A 15,168-nucleotide genomic window follows, 5' to 3' on the forward strand; every position below is an offset into this window, starting at 1 on the left:
CAGGTCTTAGGATGCGCCTCCAGATAGGCGCGTGTTGTGTAGAAACTGGTGTAGCCGATATCACCTCGGCTAGCGAACCGGTGCCAGATATAGGCGCTGCCTTCCGCCACGGCCGCAGAGGCATATGGTTCCAATACTTGTGCGACGTCTATCTCGTCTGCCGCAAGTCGGGCCGCGGCGGTCTGCATTGGGGCTTTGGGCGCAATGTCGAGGGTCGAAAGCTCTATCCCGGAGCGGGTCAGATCGTCTTGAAAGGTCATCCACGGAGTAGGCACCTCGGTTGCCACGGCTAAGCGTGCGGCTGACAGGTCCTGGAACCGGAAGCGGGGGTTGGGTGCGCGCCCGATTAGCAAGAACGGATCGCGCGCCACGATCTGGCCAAACGCAACGAGCGGGCAATCGGGGTCACGCTCGTGATGCAACATCACTCGCATTGGACCGCCCCATGAGATATCGGCGCGTCCTGCCAGAAGGCCCTCGGCGGTCTCGACAGGATCGCGGGACAGTTGGATTTTCACTTCCAATCCCTGATCCGCCCAAAACCCGCGTAGATCCGCCAAATAGAAGGGCGCATACACGATTGTGCGCAAGTTTTCATAGAGCGTGATCATTCTATGAGCGCGGGCCCTTTGAGCTCTATCGTATTCCCGTCCGGATCTTCAAAGGTCAGCGACGGACCAGTGCCGCCTGCGCCGAACCGGTCACGGGGCTCCGTGGGCTCAACCCCATGGCTGCGCAGATGCGCCAGCAGAGTTTCTGCTTCAAAAGGTTCGATCTGCAAGGCCACGTGATCGACATTTGCGCCCCCGGCGTCCGGGTCGGGCGCTGGCAGCAGATCGATCATTGAGGCGCCTGCGGACATATGCATCAAGTTCAGATTCGTATTGTGCCGCACGAGTTTGCATCCCAGAACTTTCTCATAAAAGTGCCGGGACTGTTCCATGTTCGAGACATACAGCACGACATGGTCGATCATTTTGATGGTGAATGTCATAGGGCCCTCCGGGTCTTTGTTGATTACGGGTTGCGCCGTGCAATATGATGCGCGTGAACAGAGCGAGGAAGCAAGACATGCCGGTCATCAAAGTCACACTCATCGAAGGCTATGATGCTGAGACTATTACATCCCTTTCGAGGCGCATGACCGACGCAGTGCGCGCGACGATTGCGGCCCCGCCTGATGGTATTACCGTCGTCGTCGAGGAAGTTTCGCCGACCAATTACATGCGTGGCGGTCGTTCGCGCACTCCTGGCGCACCGATCCCAGGGGCCGCTGCGGTTGTCCAGGATTATCTGGCGGCGATGGAGGAGCGCGACGTGGGCCGTGCCAAGGGCCATTTGCACGAAGACTTCACAATGACTTTTCCCAGCGGACGAACTATGTTCTCGCTCGAGGAATTGTTCGAGTGGAGCAAGACGCGCTATTCTCAGGTGGGCAAAACGTTTGAGGGGTTTGACGAGGCCTTTGATGAAAATAAAGCGATTGTCTGCTGCCGTGGCACGCTTCACGGTGCTTGGGTGGACGGCACCCCGTTCGAGGGTGTCCGTTTCATTGACCGTTTCGAATTGATTGCAGGCCGCATCGTGCGTCAGGAAGTTTGGAACGATCTTTCCGAACATCGGCCTTCCTAACCTGCGAATTTCTTGCCAAGTGTTTCGAAATTTGGCGCGCGAAGGCGGTCTTTGATCTCGCCAAACCCGGCCAAGGCATCGGGCTGCGAACCCGGCGCGCCAGTATCTTTTAGCGTGGCCAAGGCCTGCTGCACGCCCTTCATGGCCGCAAGGATAGTGGTGACAGGGCAGGAGACGCGGGCGGCGCCCAGTTCCTCCAGCTCTGTGAAGGTAAACATCGGTGTGCGCCCCCCCTCTACCATGTTGATCGAAACGGGCGCCGCGATCTCGGCGATCACTTGCTTGACCTCATCGCGGGTCTCTATCCCATCCACGAAGATCAATGTCGCGCCGGCTTCGGCATAGGCGTTGCCGCGTCGGATAGCTTCATCCACGCCCAAAGGTTGCAGCGCGTCTGTCCGCGCGTTGATGACGAAGTCCTTGTCTAAGCGCGCGTCTGCGGCGGCGCGAAGTTTTCCGACCATCTCGCCCATCGGGATCACGGCCTTGCCGGTGAAATGGCCGCAGCGCTTGGGCATTACCTGATCTTCCAGATTGATGCCTGCCGCACCCGCTGCCTCGAACTCGCGCACAATGTGCCACGTGGTAGCTGCATCGCCAAAGCCCGTGTCTCCGTCCGCCATGCTCGGGATATTGACCGCCCCGGCGATCACTCGCGTTCGGTCTAGCATCTCGCGAAAGCCGAGAATTCCGATATCGGGCAGGCCCAGATGACTGGCTGCAATCCCAAAGCCAGAGCACTGCACCGCATCGAAACCGGCATCCTCGATCAGCATGGCCGACAGCGCATCATACGCGCCGGGCATGACCAGCAATTTGGGCGCTTCGATCAGGGTCTTCAGACGGGTGGTTTTTCGCATCTGACTTCCATTTGCCTGGCGCCGGGGGTTGCTGCTCAGCCTGTCTCGTTTAGTGTCAACTGTAAACAGTTTGCAGTGAGGAAACGCCGTGCGGCCAGATCAGCCATTTGCCCATGCCGATCGCGCGCCCTATTCGGCTTGGCCGGACCGGCCTAAAATTTCTTGGCCAAACGGCGCGAAGCTGGCCCTGTGGGTTGTGCCCAATGTTGAGCACTACGAATACGTTCCGCGCCCGTCGGCCGTTCGCAACCCCTGGCCACGCACGCCGCATCCGGATGTTATAGGCTATGGATCGCGCGACTATGGCAATCGCGTGGGCCTGTGGCGGATGTTCGAGCTCTTTGACCGGTTGAATATTCGCGGTACGGTTTCGCTGTCGATAGCCAACTGGGTTCATTACCCGCAGATTTTCGAGGCGATGGAGGCGCGCAAATGGTCGGTTTTGTGCCACGGTATGTACAACACCCGCTACCATTGGAACTATTCCGAGGCAGACGAGCGCGCCGCGATCCGGGAATGCATTGATCTTTATGGAGAATTGACCGGGCGGCAGATCCGAGGCTGGTTCAGCCCCGCGGCCTCATACACTCTGAACACGCCCGACCTGATCGCGGAAGCCGGCATCACCTACTATACCGACTGGCATCATGACGACCAACCGGTGCCGTTGCGCACCAAGACCGGCTCCCTGATCACACTTCCCTATACAATGGATCTCAATGACTCGATTCTGCACCGCCAGCAGTTCGAGGCGGCGGATTTTGCGCAGATGATCCGCGACGGGTTTGATGAACTTTATGCCGAGGGCGGGCAGGTCATGTGTATCGCCCTGCATCCCTACATGATCGGCCAGCCACACCGGATCAGGCATCTGGCCGAAGCGTTGGAGTATGTGCTGGGTCATGATGGCGTCTGGGCGGCAACGGGCGAAGAGATTGCGGACCACTATCTCGCCAACTGTCAGGATCATATCGACTGGCATCGGGGGCTTGCGACGTGACAGAGCCGCGCGAAGGAATGGATCACGACCTCTATCCGTTCTCGGCGATGCCCGAGCGGCCCGCGCTGGCGTGGCCGGACGGCGCGCGTATGGCGGTCTGCGTGCTGATCCATCTGGAGCATTGGGAGCTTGAGCCGCCAGACGGCGCGTGGAAAGACACGCGCTTTAGCGGCGAGTATGGCTTTTACTTCCCCGAATACCGTCCCTTCACTCAGCGTGAATACGGCAACCGGATAGGACTCTTTCGTGTGCTGAAAGCATTGGAGGGGCGAGACCTAAAGCTGACGGTCGCGGCCAATGCAAGCGCACTTGAACGGTATCCGCGGGCGGTTGAGTCCTTGCTAAACTTAGGGGCAGAGTTTGTCGCGCACGGCGAATATCAGTCGCGTATGTTGACCTCTGAGTTAGGCGAGGTCGAAGAGCGCGGCATCATCAAGCGTACATCGGAAACCTTCGAGCGAATCCTCGGTCATGTCCCGCGGGGGTGGCTCGGGCCAGACAGCGGCGAAAGCCCCCAAACGCCACAGCTTTTGGCTGAGGCAGGGTATGATCATGTGCTTGATTGGCCCAATGACGACCAACCCTATCTCTTTCAGACCTCGCCGCCGTTGGTATCGATCCCAAACCAGATGGAATGGGATGATGTGACTGCTCTGTGGCTGCGCAAGGTGCCGAACCCGCGCTATCCTGAGCTGGTGGGCGAGGCTGCGGAGGCGCTGGCCGGCGAGGGCGGGCGGAGTTTCATGCTCTCGCTGCATCCATGGGTAATCGGTCAGCCGCACCGGGTCCGCTATCTGCGTGATGCCCTGGACCGTCTGTGCGCTGTCGATAATTTTTGGAGCGCCACCGCCAGTGAGATAGCGGATCATTGCCGTCAGGCTTGGGGTGCGCCGGTATGACGCTGTCAGAATTGGCCCGCGTTGTGCGCTCGAAGAACGCTGGCCCGACCTTGCTAACAATTGACGTGCTCTTTGCTGATGAGGACACCTTTGTGCGCGGACGTGCCGGGCTTACCGTCGAAGCCGTGGCCGCACGCTATGGACGCGCAGTTGCAGATGTCAGTGTGATTTCGGTGTCCGCAGCCAAAGCAGTGAAGATAGTGCTTCCCCGAGAGGTGCCTGCAGGCGCGCCGGGGGATCGGGACGTCTACGGCGCACAGCAACACGTGCCGCTTTTAGGGTTGTCGGTTTGAGTTCCTTTGCTCGCCTGGCAGCCAATTGGTCTGGGCCTGAGGCCCCGTTGAGGGTGCTCGCTGCGTCAGGGCAGCTGGGACTGGGCATTCCAGAAAAAGCCTTCGATGCCGGTGTTGAGCGTAAACCACATGTTATTGCAGCCGATATGGGATCGATAGATCCGGGGCCTGTCTATCTGGGCTCGGGCAAGATGGCGGCGTCGCCGTCCATGGCGCGGCGCGATTTGGAAATGGTGCTGAAGGCGGCGCGGGGCCTTGATGTGCCGCTCCTGATCGGAAGTGCCGGAACCGCGGGGGGCGCGCCGCATTTGGCGGCGGTCGAGGCTTTATTGCGTAGTGTGGCTGCTGACTGGGGCCTGCGATTTCGTTTGGCAACCATCGGTGCTGATGTGCCGAAGGACATAGTGCAAGCTGCGGATTCTGCTGGCCGTCTGACGCCAATCGGACCGATGCAGGCTGATATCGAAGGCTCACTCGCTATTGTTGGCCAGATGGGGCAGCGTGCCTTCGCCAAGGCGCTGGAGGCCGGAGCTGACGTGATCCTTGCGGGTCGCGCCTGTGATACGGCGCCCTTTGCAGTGGTGCCGGTGCTGCTGGGTTATCCCAAAGGCCCCTCTGTCCACATGGCCAAAATCCTCGAATGCACATCGCTTTGTTGCGAGCCGGGCGGACGGGATGCGATGTTGGCGACGCTGGAGGGGGATGGCTTCACGTTGGAAAGCATGAACCCTGTCCGCGCGGCAACGCCCCTGTCCGTCGCCGCCCATGCGCTTTATGAGCAGTCCGAACCTAACCGTGTTTTCGAACCCGAGGGTCACGTGGAGCTGAGTGATGCGACCTATGAGGCGCTCGACGAACGCCGCGTCCTCGTAAAGGGAGCAGTCTGGCACTCTTCGGCAAAGCCAAGCGTGAAAGTTGAAGCCGCTCGGTTTGTTGGTCACCGCGTTGCGATAATGGCGGCCGTCGCCGATCCAGGCTTCATCGCGGTCTCCGACAAGATTTTGCAAGGGGTGCAGGACGGCGTGGCCGAACTGATCACCTCCACGTCTGACGCGCCTTGGGGTCTGACTTTTCGCCGATACGGTATCGACGGCATAATGGATTGGCCGACACCGCCGGACACGCCGCCACGAGAGATCTTTATCCTTGGTGAATGCGTTGCCCCCGACGCCGAGACAGCTCGAGCCGTGGCCGCCGCTGCGCGTCAACAGCTGTTGCATTTTGGGTTTCCGGGCCGCCTTTGCACCGGTGGAAACCTCGCTTTTCCTGTCACTCCGCCCGAACTTGACGCCGGGCCCGCTTACGCTTTTTCGCTCTACCACATTCTGCAACTTGACACGTGGGAGGCACACGACGCGCTTTTTCCCGTTACGTTTCACGAGATCTAAGAGGAAAACCCATGAACGAGACAAGCTCCGACTACGTCACCCAGTTCAATGCCGAACGGGTCACGGATCCCGCGCGTTCGGCCCTTGTGATCGTCGATATGCAATATGCCACCGGCCACCGCACCGGGGCCTTAGCTGAGAAAATGAAGGCGGAGGGCAACAGTGTAGCCGACTGGCGTTTTCACCGGATCGAGAGCCTCGTGATCCCCAACAACCAACGCCTGATCAAGGCGATGCGCGCGGCCGGCGGGAAAGTTGTCTACGTTACAATCGGCGCGGCATTGGCGGATTGTTCCGATGCCCCGGTGCATATGCGCGCCTTCTTTCAATCGGTGGGTAATTACGAGGGCCAGCGCCAGCATCAGATCATTGAAGAACTTGCGCCCGAGCCTGGCGATCCCATTGTACGCAAGACTTCCATAGGTGCTTTTGCCTCAACGGGTCTTGACCACCTGCTGCGCACTATGGACCGCGAGCATCTCTTCATGACGGGGGTTTCGACGAACATGTGCGTCGAAACCACAGCGCGGGAGGCTGCGGATCGGGGCTATGCGGTTACGTTGGTGGAAGATGCTTGTGCCACGACCCACAAGGAATTGCACGAGGGAACAATGCGCAACTTTGGCCGCTTCTTCGGCAAGGTCCGCTCCACCGGCGAAGTGATCGCCATCCTTACGTCTTGATCGTGTTGGCACCTGCCATATAGACGGCGATCTTTTGGATTGTGCCGCTGTGCATGGTGAAGACATTGACGTTGGATTTGGGTTCCGGCGCGTTGGGCCCAGAGTAAGTGACGGTAAACTGGCTGGCGATCCGGCCCTTTGCAGCTGAGGGCGAATGGGTGAAATCGTGGTGGACCGCCCGCAAAGGGCCCTCCCAACGTATCGCGAAGAGCTTGCGGACCGCTTCGCGCCCATCATAGCGAATGCCGTGGGTCTCAATCGTTACCACGCAATCCTCGGCCAGTGTTTCTGCCAATGCATCGGGATCACGAGCGTCGAGCGCTTTGAAGTACCGCATCGCAAGTTCGGTCAGTCCGTCGTCGGTCATACGCCGTCCTTCAAGGTGTTCTGTCCAGTCATATAGACACGCACCGTTGCAAAACGCTCGCCGGCGATCTCGAAGAAGTTGCAGTTGGATTTATGGGTCAGGCTTCCGTCATGCTCGGTATTCTGAACTGTGAAGCGGCTTGAGATACGGCCTGTCTCCGGGTCCGCTACGTGTGTGAACTGGTGGTGTAGAACGGCAGCATGGTCTGCCCAAAGCCGGGTGAACATGGAGGAAATCTCGGCATGGCCCGCAAGCTTAACATTGTGGGTCTCGACCGTGAAAACGCAATCGGGAGCCAGAGTGTCCAGTAAGCCGGGCAGGTCCTCTCCATCTACTGCGTCGAAGTAGCGTTTCACTAAGGCGAATTGAGCATCGCGCGTCATGGGACTGTCCCTTCAGGAAGCTTGGCGACGTAATCTGCCACACCGCCCGGGGTGGTCAGCCATAGATCATCGCGGTGTTTAAGTATGTGGTCGAGCGCACGGCGAAGCGCGCGCAATCGGAAAGGCTGACCAATGACAAATGGGTGTAGCACGATGTTGAAGACTAGTGGGTATTTGGCCGATTGGAAGAGCATCTCGTCGAAATGGTCGACGATCATCTCCTCGAACTCACGGCCTGTATGGTGGCGGAACACCTGCGCCGGGCTGTCGTTCAACTCGATGGAGTAAGGGACCGAAAGCAACGGTCCCGAGCGCGTGCTCATCCAGAAAGGTTGGTCGTCAGCGGGCCAGTCGAGCATATAGGAATAGCCGGCCTCCTTAAGTAGGTCGAGCGTGACTTCTGATTGCACGATGTAGGGGCCGAGCCAGCCCTTGGGGCGCGCGCCAAAGTGGCGGGCGATAGCGTCAGAGGTGTGCTCAATCATCGCGCGCTCGGTCGCCTCGTCCATACAGTCCTGCCGCTCGGAGTTGGTCAGTCCGTGTCCAATCACCTCGTCCCCCCGCGCGCGAATTCGGGCGACAATCTCGGGGCAGCGGTCGAGCGCGGCGGCGTTGACGTTGTGCGAGGCGGGCAGATCAAGCTCGTCGAGCAGATCGAACAAATACCATATGCCGACCCGGTTGCCGTAGTCGCGCCATGCATAGTTGCGCGTTGTCTGCGCCGCCCCCGGCAGAGTGTGATCACTTCCAAGCCCCGTCATGAACGAGAACCACTCGATGTTGTTACACAGGCTCACCGCAAGCCGTTTGCCGCCAGGCCAGTCATAGACTGGACGTTCGGGTAGGGGTCTGAAGTCGTACCTTTTATGGTGGCGAATTTCCATTGCAATCCTCGTCTGGTCAGCGGGAGTTAGGTTGACAACGTCACGCCCATTCCGTCAACTGTTGACAGATTTCAGCAGGGTGGGGAACGCGAAATGCCGTCATGGACCGGTGTTATCACCGAAGAAGAAGAGCGCCGATATGCCTCTGCGGGGTTCGGCGGAGCGGGCGGTTTCGGCAAGCATCCTGCACTGCTGATTATTGACGTGCAGTATCGCACCGTCGGGACGGAGCGGAAACCCTATTGGGATGCGATCAAGGAGTACCCGACCTCATGTGGAGATGTTGGTTGGGCTGCCGTGGATAAAATCGAACCGTTGCTGTCAGTGTTTCGTGCCAAGGGGTTTCCCGTACTCTATCCTCATGTGGCCCCCAAAAACGCCGCTACTGATGGGGGACGCCTGGCGCAAAAAATTCCTTCAATCATGGGGATCGACGCTAAGGGTTATGAATTCGTTGAGCAGATAGCCCCTTTAAAAGGCGACGTACTATTGCCCAAGAAACACCCTAGCGCGTTCTTTGGTACGCCCCTAACCAGCCACCTGATCGATCTGGGTGTCGATACTCTGGTGGTGACGGGTTGCACGACTTCGGGTTGCGTCCGTTCGTCGGTCACGGATGCCTTTGCACTGAATTTCAAGGTCATCGTGCCGGATGACTGTGTCTATGACCGCGCGCCCACCTCCCATGCGGTGAACTTGTGGGACATGAATGGCAAATACGCCGATGTGCTGCCCTCGTCTGAGGTGATTGAAACCCTTAATGCTATGGAAACCGCATCATGAGCGCTGCTGATATCGGAACGGCCCTAACGAATCTTGTCGCCTTCACAAGCGCGATCGAATGGGCTGACCTCCCCGAGCCCGTGCAAAAGCGCGCGGCCCTGGTTTTGTGTGATGATATGGCGGCAATGGTGGCGGCGCGGGATGAGCCGGAGGTTGTCGCGCTGCATGATGGCGTTGCCAAGTCTGCCGGTCCGGCCGAGGCGACCGTTTTCAACGCGCGAGGACAGCGATTCGATCGCTATTCCGCCGCCATGGCCAATGGCTGTGCGGGCGATTGGGCGGAACTCGACGAAGGCTATCGCCGCGTGATTTGTCATGCCGGTGTCTACTGCTTGCCGGCACTATTGGCCGAAGCTGAGGCTGAAGGATACTCCACGTCTGACCTGCTGCGTGCCTTGGTCTTGGGTTATGAAACTGTGGCACGTGTCGCACGCACCTTTACGTTCGCGAACCTTGTTTTGCACCCGCATGGTAGCCTCGCTGCCGTTGGCGCGGCTGCCGCGGTTTCGGCGCTGCGGCGGGTGCCTGAGAGCGTGGCCATCGGGGCAATCTCCAGTGCGGCAACCATGGTGCTACCGGGCCCCTACACCCATCCGATCCAAGGCTCGCTTGTCCGCAACGTCTGGCCGGGCATCTCGGCCCAGACCGGGCTGCGCGCGGTGGATTGGGCAGCGATCGGTATTCGGGGGCTGCCTTCTGCGCTGCATGATGTATACGCCGATGCCTTCGGAGCGTCAGCAGATCCCAAGCAGTTGAATGGCGGGCTAGGCGAAGCCTGGGCCATATCTGACGGCTATCACAAGGTATTTGCCTGCTGCCAGTATGGTCATGCGACCATCGAGGCGACTAAGAAATTGCTGGAAAAAGCTCCGGTAGAGCGTGTCGCTGCGATCCACTTAGAAACCCATGAGAAGGCCCGGATTATGGATAATCCAGACCCCGAAACCACGATAGCCGGGAAATTCTCGATACAACACATCGCCGCGACGTCAGCAGTGCATGCCAGCGGTGGAGCAGAGGCGTTTTCATCCAACTCCTTGCATATCCCTGAGGTCGTGTCACTGCGCCATAGGGTCAGCACCTCGCCCTTCCTGCCTCTTCCTGATTGGCCAAATGACCGCCCAACGCGCGTGACATGGACGCTAGATGATGGCTCTACCCTGACTGAAGAGGTGATGAGCGCGCGAGGAGGACCTGACCTGCCGTTCACACCGGATGAAATCCGAGCCAAGATTCACGGCATCGTGGGTGCGCCATATCCAGCGATGCTCGCTGTTGTCGATGCGCTTCTCGATCTCGACACAATGGCCTTGTCGCGGCCTTGGGATGAAACCGTGGGCGGAATGACCGACGCATGAGCGATACGCTGGATCTTCTGGTCATTGGGGCCGGTGCCTGTGGGCTAGCGGGCGCTATATCAGCCCATGACGCCGGCGGCTCCGTTGCCATTCTTGAAGGGCGCGATCGCCCGGGCGGGAACTCGGCACTTTCAACTGGGTCAATCCCCGGAGCAGGCTCCAGATATCAGCGCGCGGCAGGCATCGAAGATAGTCCTGAGCGTATGGTCACGGACTTGATCCGGGTGGCGGGCCACCATGATGCCGACGATTTGACCCAGATGATTGCCGCGGAGTGTGGCCCGCTTTGCGAATGGCTGATTGACGATCTAGGCGCACGGATGGAATTGATCACCGCCTATCGCCATATAGGTCATTCAGTGGAGCGATTGCACGCTCCACGCTCCCGCAGGGGACAGGATTTGGTAGATGATCTACTGCGATGCGTAGCGGATCGGGACATCCCAATTGCCGTTGGTAACTTGGCGGAGTCGTTGCTTGTCGAAGACGGAAAGGTAGTCGGGGCAGTCGTTGGTGGGGAGTCGATCCGTGCACAAAAGGTGCTTCTGGCAACAAATGGATTTGCTGCCGATCCGGCGCTCGTAGCCGAGCATTGCTCCGAGATCGCCGCCGCCGAGTACTTCGGTGCGCCCGGCAGCACTGGCGATGCCGTGCGTTGGGGAAAGGAACTGGGCGCGTGCTTGGGCAATATGGGAGCTTATCAGGGCTATGCGGCTGTGGCCTACCCGCAAGGTCAACTCCTGTCTTGGACGACGCTAGAAAAGGGTGGCGTGTTGGTCAGCGAGACGGGGCGTCGCTTCGGTAATGAGGATCTGGGATATTCAGGCTTTGCTGCACATGTGATGAAACAGGGTTCGTTCGCTTGGGCAATATACGACGCACGCATCCATGAGGTGGCACTGGCCGAGGAAGAATACGCAGAGATGTCCGCAATGGGGGCAGTGAAATGGGCTGACACGCCAGGGGCATTGGCCGAAAAAGTAGGTCTCGACCTCGCGGGGCTGGAACAAACCATTTTGGACTATAACGCAGCCGCGCGTGCACAGTCGTGCGACGCATTCGGGCGCAAGGCCTTTGCAATGGCTCCGTTGCAAGCCCCCTTCGCCGCAGTGAAGGTCAAACCGGGGCTGTTTCACACTCAAGGCGGGTTGCTGGTAGACGTCAAAGCGCGAGTTCGCAAAGCGAGTGGAGGCGTAGTTGCGAACCTCTTTGCAGGAGGGGGCGCTGCAGCGGGGATCAGTGGGCAGGACGGCGCACTAGGCTATGCCTCGGGCAACGGGTTAATATCAGCCCTTGTTCTAGGACGCAGGGCGGGGATTGTTGCGATGGACGAGATCAAGGCTAGCGCATGACTGGCGCAGAGCGGATCGCCGCATTTGCCGCACAGACCTTTGTCGAGGGTGTGCCGGAGGAGGTTCTGGATGCTGCGCATATGCACCTTCTTGATGCGCTAGGCGTCGGAATAGCGTCCTCCACCGTGGCGGATAACGCCGACTGGGCGGGGGCGGCCCCTGCGGGGTCAGCAAGCCTGCTTTCCGGAGGCACCGCCGAGGCCGGCGCGGCGGCGATGATCAACGGCGCACTGATCCATGCGCTTGAATACGACGATACCCATATTGGCTCGGTTGTGCATGGCAGCGCTGTCGCGGCCCCAGTGGCGCTTGCGGTCGCGCAACTCGCCGGGGCCAGCGGGTGTGATTTGATCCGCGCCTATATAGTGGCGTGGGAAGTGGCAATCCGGATCGGCCTTGCGGCCCCGGGCGCGTTTCAAGCGCATGGGTTTCAGGTGACTTCCGTCGGCGGTGCGATTGGGGCTGCCGCTGCTGCTGCGCAGGTATTGGGGCTGGATGCCGCGCGTGCGGTCTCTGCAATTGGGATAGCAGGTGGGCAGGCGTCAGGAACGCTCGCTTTTCTGGCTGATGGCGCGATGTCGAAGGCGCTGAATCCCGGCTGGGCGGCGCGAACCGGTATTGACGCCGTGCGACTGGCGCGCGCTGGAATGACCGGCCCTGCGTCGGTATTGGATAGCGCATTTGGGGTTATGAATACTTTTGCAGGGGGTGGGAAGATGCTTGGGCCTCAACTCGCCACACTCGGGCAGGAGTGGCTCATACCTCAGGCGGCCTTCAAGCTTTACCCCTGCTGTCACTACATTCACCCGTTTCTGGAAGCCATCGAAAGTCTGATGTGCAAGGGCGTGACCGCGCAAAACTTCACGTCACTGAATGCCTTCGTGCCTCCGCCGGCAGCGCCTCTTGTTTGCGAGCCATGGGCGCGCCGACAAACCCCAGTTTCGGGCTATGACGGCAAATGGGGCCTGGCCTATTGCATGGCGCTAATGCTGGTCGATGGCCGTGTCGATGTGGCCAGTTTCGATACCACGCCGCGCGCCGAGGTGATCGAGGTCGCTCGTAAAATGACCTGGACGCCGATGCGGGACCACGGCTTTCCCGAACGTTTTGCAGCTCGGATTGAGCTTGAAACGGGGCAAGGGCGGATCAGTGCCGAGGTAACTCAGGTGCGCGGTGCGCCAGATCGCCCAGTGGAAACTGCAGATGTCCGTGACAAGTTTGCTGCAAATGCCGGCCTCAGATACAGTCCGGAAGAGGTTGCCGAATTGGCGTTGGAGATCCTCGAGATCGGGAGTGCCGCCGACACAGGTCGTTTGTCAAACCTGCTTTGCGCTTAGCCCATCAAATTTGGCAGGAAGAGCACAATCGAAGGGAAGGCGATCAGCAGGCCCAAGGTGAACAGGTCCAGGATCAGGAACGGCGTCACTCCTGCAAATACCTCTTCCAACCTCAATGGCACCGGTGAGGCTGAGCGAACGACATAAACATTCAACCCCACAGGTGGCGTGATCAGACTGATCTCCGCCAATTTAATTGCAATAACCCCCAACCAGATCGGATCATAGCCGACGCCGGTCATAATCGGGAACATTACTGGCAAGGTCATCACCATGATGGCAATGGGGTCAATTAGCATCCCCAGAACCAGATAGAGAGCTGCGAAGCACAGGAGGTATGCGATGGGCGACAGTTCGAGAGCGAGCATCCAGTCTGAAATGTCGACCACAAGGCCCGTGTAGGTTAGGAAGCGCGCAAAAATTATTCCGCCGATGACGATGATGAAGATCGTGGATGTGGTGATGCCTGCGTCCTTGAAAGTATCAACAAGAACTTGCAAATTTAGTTTGCGCTTTGCAGCCACGATCAGGAAGGCTCCGAATGCGCCGACGGCACCGGCGTATGTCGGCACAAAGAAGCCCAAGTAGATTCCGCCGATGACCAGAACGAACAAGAACGAGATGCCCCAGACTCCTTTTAGAGACTCCCATTTCTCCCGGCGTGTGATCGTCACGTCTGGTATGGGAGCAAGGTCTGGGCGCGCTTTGGCAATAAAATAGATACCGCCCATATAGATGGCCGCCGACATCAACCCCGGTATCAGGCCTGCTACCAATAGGCGGGCCACAGATTGCTCGGTGATTACGGCATAGATGATCATCAAGATCGACGGCGGGATGAGCGAAGCCAGAGTGCCGGAGGCTGCGATGCAGCCCGCGGAGAGACGCTTGTCGTAGCCGAATTTAGTCATCTCGGGCATGGCCATTTTCGTGAAAACCGCGGCGTTTACGATGGTCGATCCACAAGCGGCGCCGAAGGCTGCCGAGGCCAATGTCGTGGCCATCGCAAGGCCGCCTGAGATCTTGCCAAGCCAGTTATATGCCGCTCGGTATAAGTCGGTGGTCAATCCAGCCTGAGTTGCAAGCGATCCCATCAGGATAAAGAGGGGGATCACGGCCAGTGTGAAGGAATTTGTCGTCGAAAACGGGATTGTCGCTACCTGTGCTAAGGCGGCGCGCTCATTGATTGTTATAAAGATACCGATGAAACCACTCAGACCGAGCGCGACACCGATGTGGGTACCGGTCGATAGGAGAAAGAAAAGGATAACTGCGACAATGACACCTGCGGTTGCCGGATCAAACATTTGCTGTCACTCCACTTTCTGGTGGATTTCGAGCGGATCATTGTCGAGCCCCTCGCCGGTTCTGATGCGGATCAGATCTTCGATCAGATGCAGAATCAGTTGGATGATCATAAGGGCGCATCCAGCTGCCAGGATGAACCGGGCAGGCCAGAGCGGGAACCTAATTAGACCGACTGTTGCTTCCCCAATTTGCACGGAATACTGGGCTTCGGGAATGGCCTGCGACAGGATCAATCCAAAAAAAGCGATGGCTGCCAAATCGGTTATTACGTCCATTACCGCGCGCACCCGCGGCGGCATTTGGAAATATACGAGCTCTACCCGAATATGGGCGCGGCGAATTTGCGCGTAAGCTAGCGCTCCAAACACGATGAGTACCATAGTGCTTTCGGTCAATTCACGCGGGCCGGGTACTGGTATCAGAAGCACTTGAGTTCCGACGATATCGGCCACACCGAGGAACATCGACATTAACATCCCAACACCACCAATCATCAAGATGATGAGAGCTAGTCGTTCGACAATACGGGAGATGATTTTCACAGAGATGCCTATCGTCGATGGATGGTGGCGGGCGCTTTCGCCCGCCACCGAAGTTTTGTGCTTAGTCGGCGTCGATGATTGCGCGCCAGTAAGCAGCTA

Annotated in this window: 18 protein-coding genes; 10 read left to right on the forward strand and 8 right to left on the reverse strand. The window is 58.8% G+C overall.

Annotated elements, in window-relative coordinates; genetic code table 11:
- Both AC221Y_RS10755 and AC221Y_RS10760 read right to left on the reverse strand, forming a co-directional pair.
- Positions 1-611, reverse strand: a 611-nt coding sequence (locus AC221Y_RS10755; protein ID WP_486707316.1) for an ABC transporter substrate-binding protein, incomplete at its 3' end; no start/stop codon positions are given.
- Positions 608-994: a VOC family protein gene (locus tag AC221Y_RS10760; RefSeq protein WP_299756420.1), complete on the reverse strand. Its 387-nt coding sequence runs from the start codon at positions 992-994 to the stop codon at positions 608-610. The genes AC221Y_RS10755 and AC221Y_RS10760, both read right to left, overlap by 4 nt.
- A 77-nt stretch (positions 995-1,071) precedes the next feature.
- Here AC221Y_RS10760 and AC221Y_RS10765 point away from each other — a divergent pair, with 77 nt between their 5' ends.
- On the forward strand, positions 1,072-1,632 hold the full coding sequence (locus AC221Y_RS10765) for a tautomerase family protein (RefSeq protein ID WP_486707317.1): 561 nt from the start codon (positions 1,072-1,074) through the stop codon (positions 1,630-1,632).
- On the opposite strand, the gene AC221Y_RS10770 is transcribed toward AC221Y_RS10765, so the two are convergent.
- Positions 1,629-2,492: an isocitrate lyase/PEP mutase family protein gene (locus tag AC221Y_RS10770; RefSeq protein WP_299756415.1), complete on the reverse strand. Its 864-nt coding sequence runs from the start codon at positions 2,490-2,492 to the stop codon at positions 1,629-1,631. The two genes, AC221Y_RS10765 and AC221Y_RS10770, sit on opposite strands and share 4 nt — an antisense overlap.
- A gap of 88 nt (positions 2,493-2,580) precedes the next feature.
- Between AC221Y_RS10770 and AC221Y_RS10775 the strand changes: the two genes are divergently transcribed.
- The 5 genes from AC221Y_RS10775 to AC221Y_RS10795 are packed head-to-tail and all read left to right on the forward strand — an operon-like array spanning position 2,581 to position 6,755.
- A complete protein-coding gene (locus AC221Y_RS10775; RefSeq protein ID WP_299756412.1) occupies positions 2,581-3,492 on the forward strand; it encodes a polysaccharide deacetylase family protein in 912 nt (303 codons plus the stop codon).
- A complete protein-coding gene (locus AC221Y_RS10780; protein WP_299756410.1) occupies positions 3,489-4,391 on the forward strand; it encodes a polysaccharide deacetylase family protein in 903 nt (300 codons plus the stop codon). The genes AC221Y_RS10775 and AC221Y_RS10780 overlap by 4 nt, the downstream gene beginning before the upstream one ends.
- Positions 4,388-4,684, forward strand: a complete 297-nt coding sequence (locus tag AC221Y_RS10785) for a DUF4387 domain-containing protein (RefSeq protein WP_299756408.1) — start codon at positions 4,388-4,390, stop codon at positions 4,682-4,684. Before AC221Y_RS10780 ends, AC221Y_RS10785 begins: the two co-directional genes overlap by 4 nt.
- Entirely contained in the window at positions 4,681-6,072 is a 1,392-nt protein-coding gene (locus AC221Y_RS10790) for an acyclic terpene utilization AtuA family protein (protein ID WP_486707318.1), read from the forward strand. The genes AC221Y_RS10785 and AC221Y_RS10790 overlap by 4 nt, the downstream gene beginning before the upstream one ends.
- Before the next feature lie 11 nt (positions 6,073-6,083).
- On the forward strand, positions 6,084-6,755 hold the full coding sequence (locus tag AC221Y_RS10795) for a cysteine hydrolase family protein (RefSeq protein WP_299756402.1): 672 nt from the start codon (positions 6,084-6,086) through the stop codon (positions 6,753-6,755).
- On the opposite strand, the gene AC221Y_RS10800 is transcribed toward AC221Y_RS10795, so the two are convergent.
- Genes AC221Y_RS10800 through AC221Y_RS10810 form a run of 3 tightly spaced genes read right to left on the reverse strand, consistent with a single transcriptional unit; the run spans position 6,745 to position 8,389 of the window.
- A complete protein-coding gene (locus AC221Y_RS10800; RefSeq protein ID WP_299756400.1) occupies positions 6,745-7,122 on the reverse strand; it encodes a nuclear transport factor 2 family protein in 378 nt (125 codons plus the stop codon). The two genes, AC221Y_RS10795 and AC221Y_RS10800, sit on opposite strands and share 11 nt — an antisense overlap.
- Positions 7,119-7,505 (reverse strand): nuclear transport factor 2 family protein, encoded by a 387-nt coding sequence (locus AC221Y_RS10805; RefSeq protein ID WP_299756398.1) that lies wholly within the window; start codon positions 7,503-7,505, stop codon positions 7,119-7,121. The genes AC221Y_RS10800 and AC221Y_RS10805 overlap by 4 nt, the downstream gene beginning before the upstream one ends.
- Positions 7,502-8,389, reverse strand: a complete 888-nt coding sequence (locus AC221Y_RS10810) for a polysaccharide deacetylase family protein (RefSeq protein WP_486707319.1) — start codon at positions 8,387-8,389, stop codon at positions 7,502-7,504. Before AC221Y_RS10810 ends, AC221Y_RS10805 begins: the two co-directional genes overlap by 4 nt.
- A gap of 93 nt (positions 8,390-8,482) precedes the next feature.
- Between AC221Y_RS10810 and AC221Y_RS10815 the strand changes: the two genes are divergently transcribed.
- The 4 genes from AC221Y_RS10815 to AC221Y_RS10830 are packed head-to-tail and all read left to right on the forward strand — an operon-like array spanning position 8,483 to position 13,219.
- Positions 8,483-9,172 carry an isochorismatase family protein gene (locus tag AC221Y_RS10815; protein WP_299756393.1) on the forward strand — a complete coding sequence of 230 codons (690 nt, stop codon included), beginning with the start codon at positions 8,483-8,485 and terminating at the stop codon, positions 9,170-9,172.
- Complete coding sequence (locus AC221Y_RS10820) at positions 9,169-10,530, forward strand: MmgE/PrpD family protein (RefSeq protein WP_299756391.1); 1,362 nt, start codon at positions 9,169-9,171, stop codon at positions 10,528-10,530. Before AC221Y_RS10815 ends, AC221Y_RS10820 begins: the two co-directional genes overlap by 4 nt.
- Positions 10,527-11,882 carry an FAD-dependent oxidoreductase gene (locus tag AC221Y_RS10825; RefSeq protein ID WP_299756389.1) on the forward strand — a complete coding sequence of 452 codons (1,356 nt, stop codon included), beginning with the start codon at positions 10,527-10,529 and terminating at the stop codon, positions 11,880-11,882. Before AC221Y_RS10820 ends, AC221Y_RS10825 begins: the two co-directional genes overlap by 4 nt.
- The gene (locus AC221Y_RS10830; protein WP_299756387.1) at positions 11,879-13,219 is read left to right on the forward strand and encodes an MmgE/PrpD family protein; all 1,341 of its coding nucleotides are present in this window, start codon (positions 11,879-11,881) and stop codon (positions 13,217-13,219) included. The genes AC221Y_RS10825 and AC221Y_RS10830 overlap by 4 nt, the downstream gene beginning before the upstream one ends.
- On the opposite strand, the gene AC221Y_RS10835 is transcribed toward AC221Y_RS10830, so the two are convergent.
- On the reverse strand, positions 13,216-14,526 hold the full coding sequence (locus AC221Y_RS10835) for a TRAP transporter large permease (protein ID WP_299756385.1): 1,311 nt from the start codon (positions 14,524-14,526) through the stop codon (positions 13,216-13,218). The two genes, AC221Y_RS10830 and AC221Y_RS10835, sit on opposite strands and share 4 nt — an antisense overlap.
- Before the next feature lie 6 nt (positions 14,527-14,532).
- Positions 14,533-15,069 carry a TRAP transporter small permease subunit gene (locus tag AC221Y_RS10840; RefSeq protein ID WP_299756384.1) on the reverse strand — a complete coding sequence of 179 codons (537 nt, stop codon included), beginning with the start codon at positions 15,067-15,069 and terminating at the stop codon, positions 14,533-14,535.
- Between the last annotated feature and the right edge of the window lie 99 nt (positions 15,070-15,168).

This window comes from Boseongicola sp., from assembly GCF_057460485.1.

Bases quoted from the DNA above. Each gene is read 5' to 3' on its own strand.
- AC221Y_RS10800 (WP_299756400.1), bottom strand. From the start codon at position 7,122: ATGACCGACGACGGACTGACCGAACTTGCGATGCGGTACTTCAAAGCG.
- AC221Y_RS10820 (WP_299756391.1), top strand. From the start codon at position 9,169: ATGAGCGCTGCTGATATCGGAACGGCCCTAACGAATCTTGTCGCCTTC.
- AC221Y_RS10830 (WP_299756387.1), top strand. From the start codon at position 11,879: ATGACTGGCGCAGAGCGGATCGCCGCATTTGCCGCACAGACCTTTGTC.
- AC221Y_RS10815 (WP_299756393.1), top strand. From the start codon at position 8,483: ATGCCGTCATGGACCGGTGTTATCACCGAAGAAGAAGAGCGCCGATAT.
- AC221Y_RS10770 (WP_299756415.1), bottom strand. From the start codon at position 2,492: ATGCGAAAAACCACCCGTCTGAAGACCCTGATCGAAGCGCCCAAATTG.
- AC221Y_RS10825 (WP_299756389.1), top strand. From the start codon at position 10,527: ATGAGCGATACGCTGGATCTTCTGGTCATTGGGGCCGGTGCCTGTGGG.
- AC221Y_RS10805 (WP_299756398.1), bottom strand. From the start codon at position 7,505: ATGACGCGCGATGCTCAATTCGCCTTAGTGAAACGCTACTTCGACGCA.
- AC221Y_RS10785 (WP_299756408.1), top strand. From the start codon at position 4,388: ATGACGCTGTCAGAATTGGCCCGCGTTGTGCGCTCGAAGAACGCTGGC.
- AC221Y_RS10835 (WP_299756385.1), bottom strand. From the start codon at position 14,526: ATGTTTGATCCGGCAACCGCAGGTGTCATTGTCGCAGTTATCCTTTTC.
- AC221Y_RS10760 (WP_299756420.1), bottom strand. From the start codon at position 994: ATGACATTCACCATCAAAATGATCGACCATGTCGTGCTGTATGTCTCG.
- AC221Y_RS10795 (WP_299756402.1), top strand. From the start codon at position 6,084: ATGAACGAGACAAGCTCCGACTACGTCACCCAGTTCAATGCCGAACGG.
- AC221Y_RS10765 (WP_486707317.1), top strand. From the start codon at position 1,072: ATGCCGGTCATCAAAGTCACACTCATCGAAGGCTATGATGCTGAGACT.
- AC221Y_RS10810 (WP_486707319.1), bottom strand. From the start codon at position 8,389: ATGGAAATTCGCCACCATAAAAGGTACGACTTCAGACCCCTACCCGAA.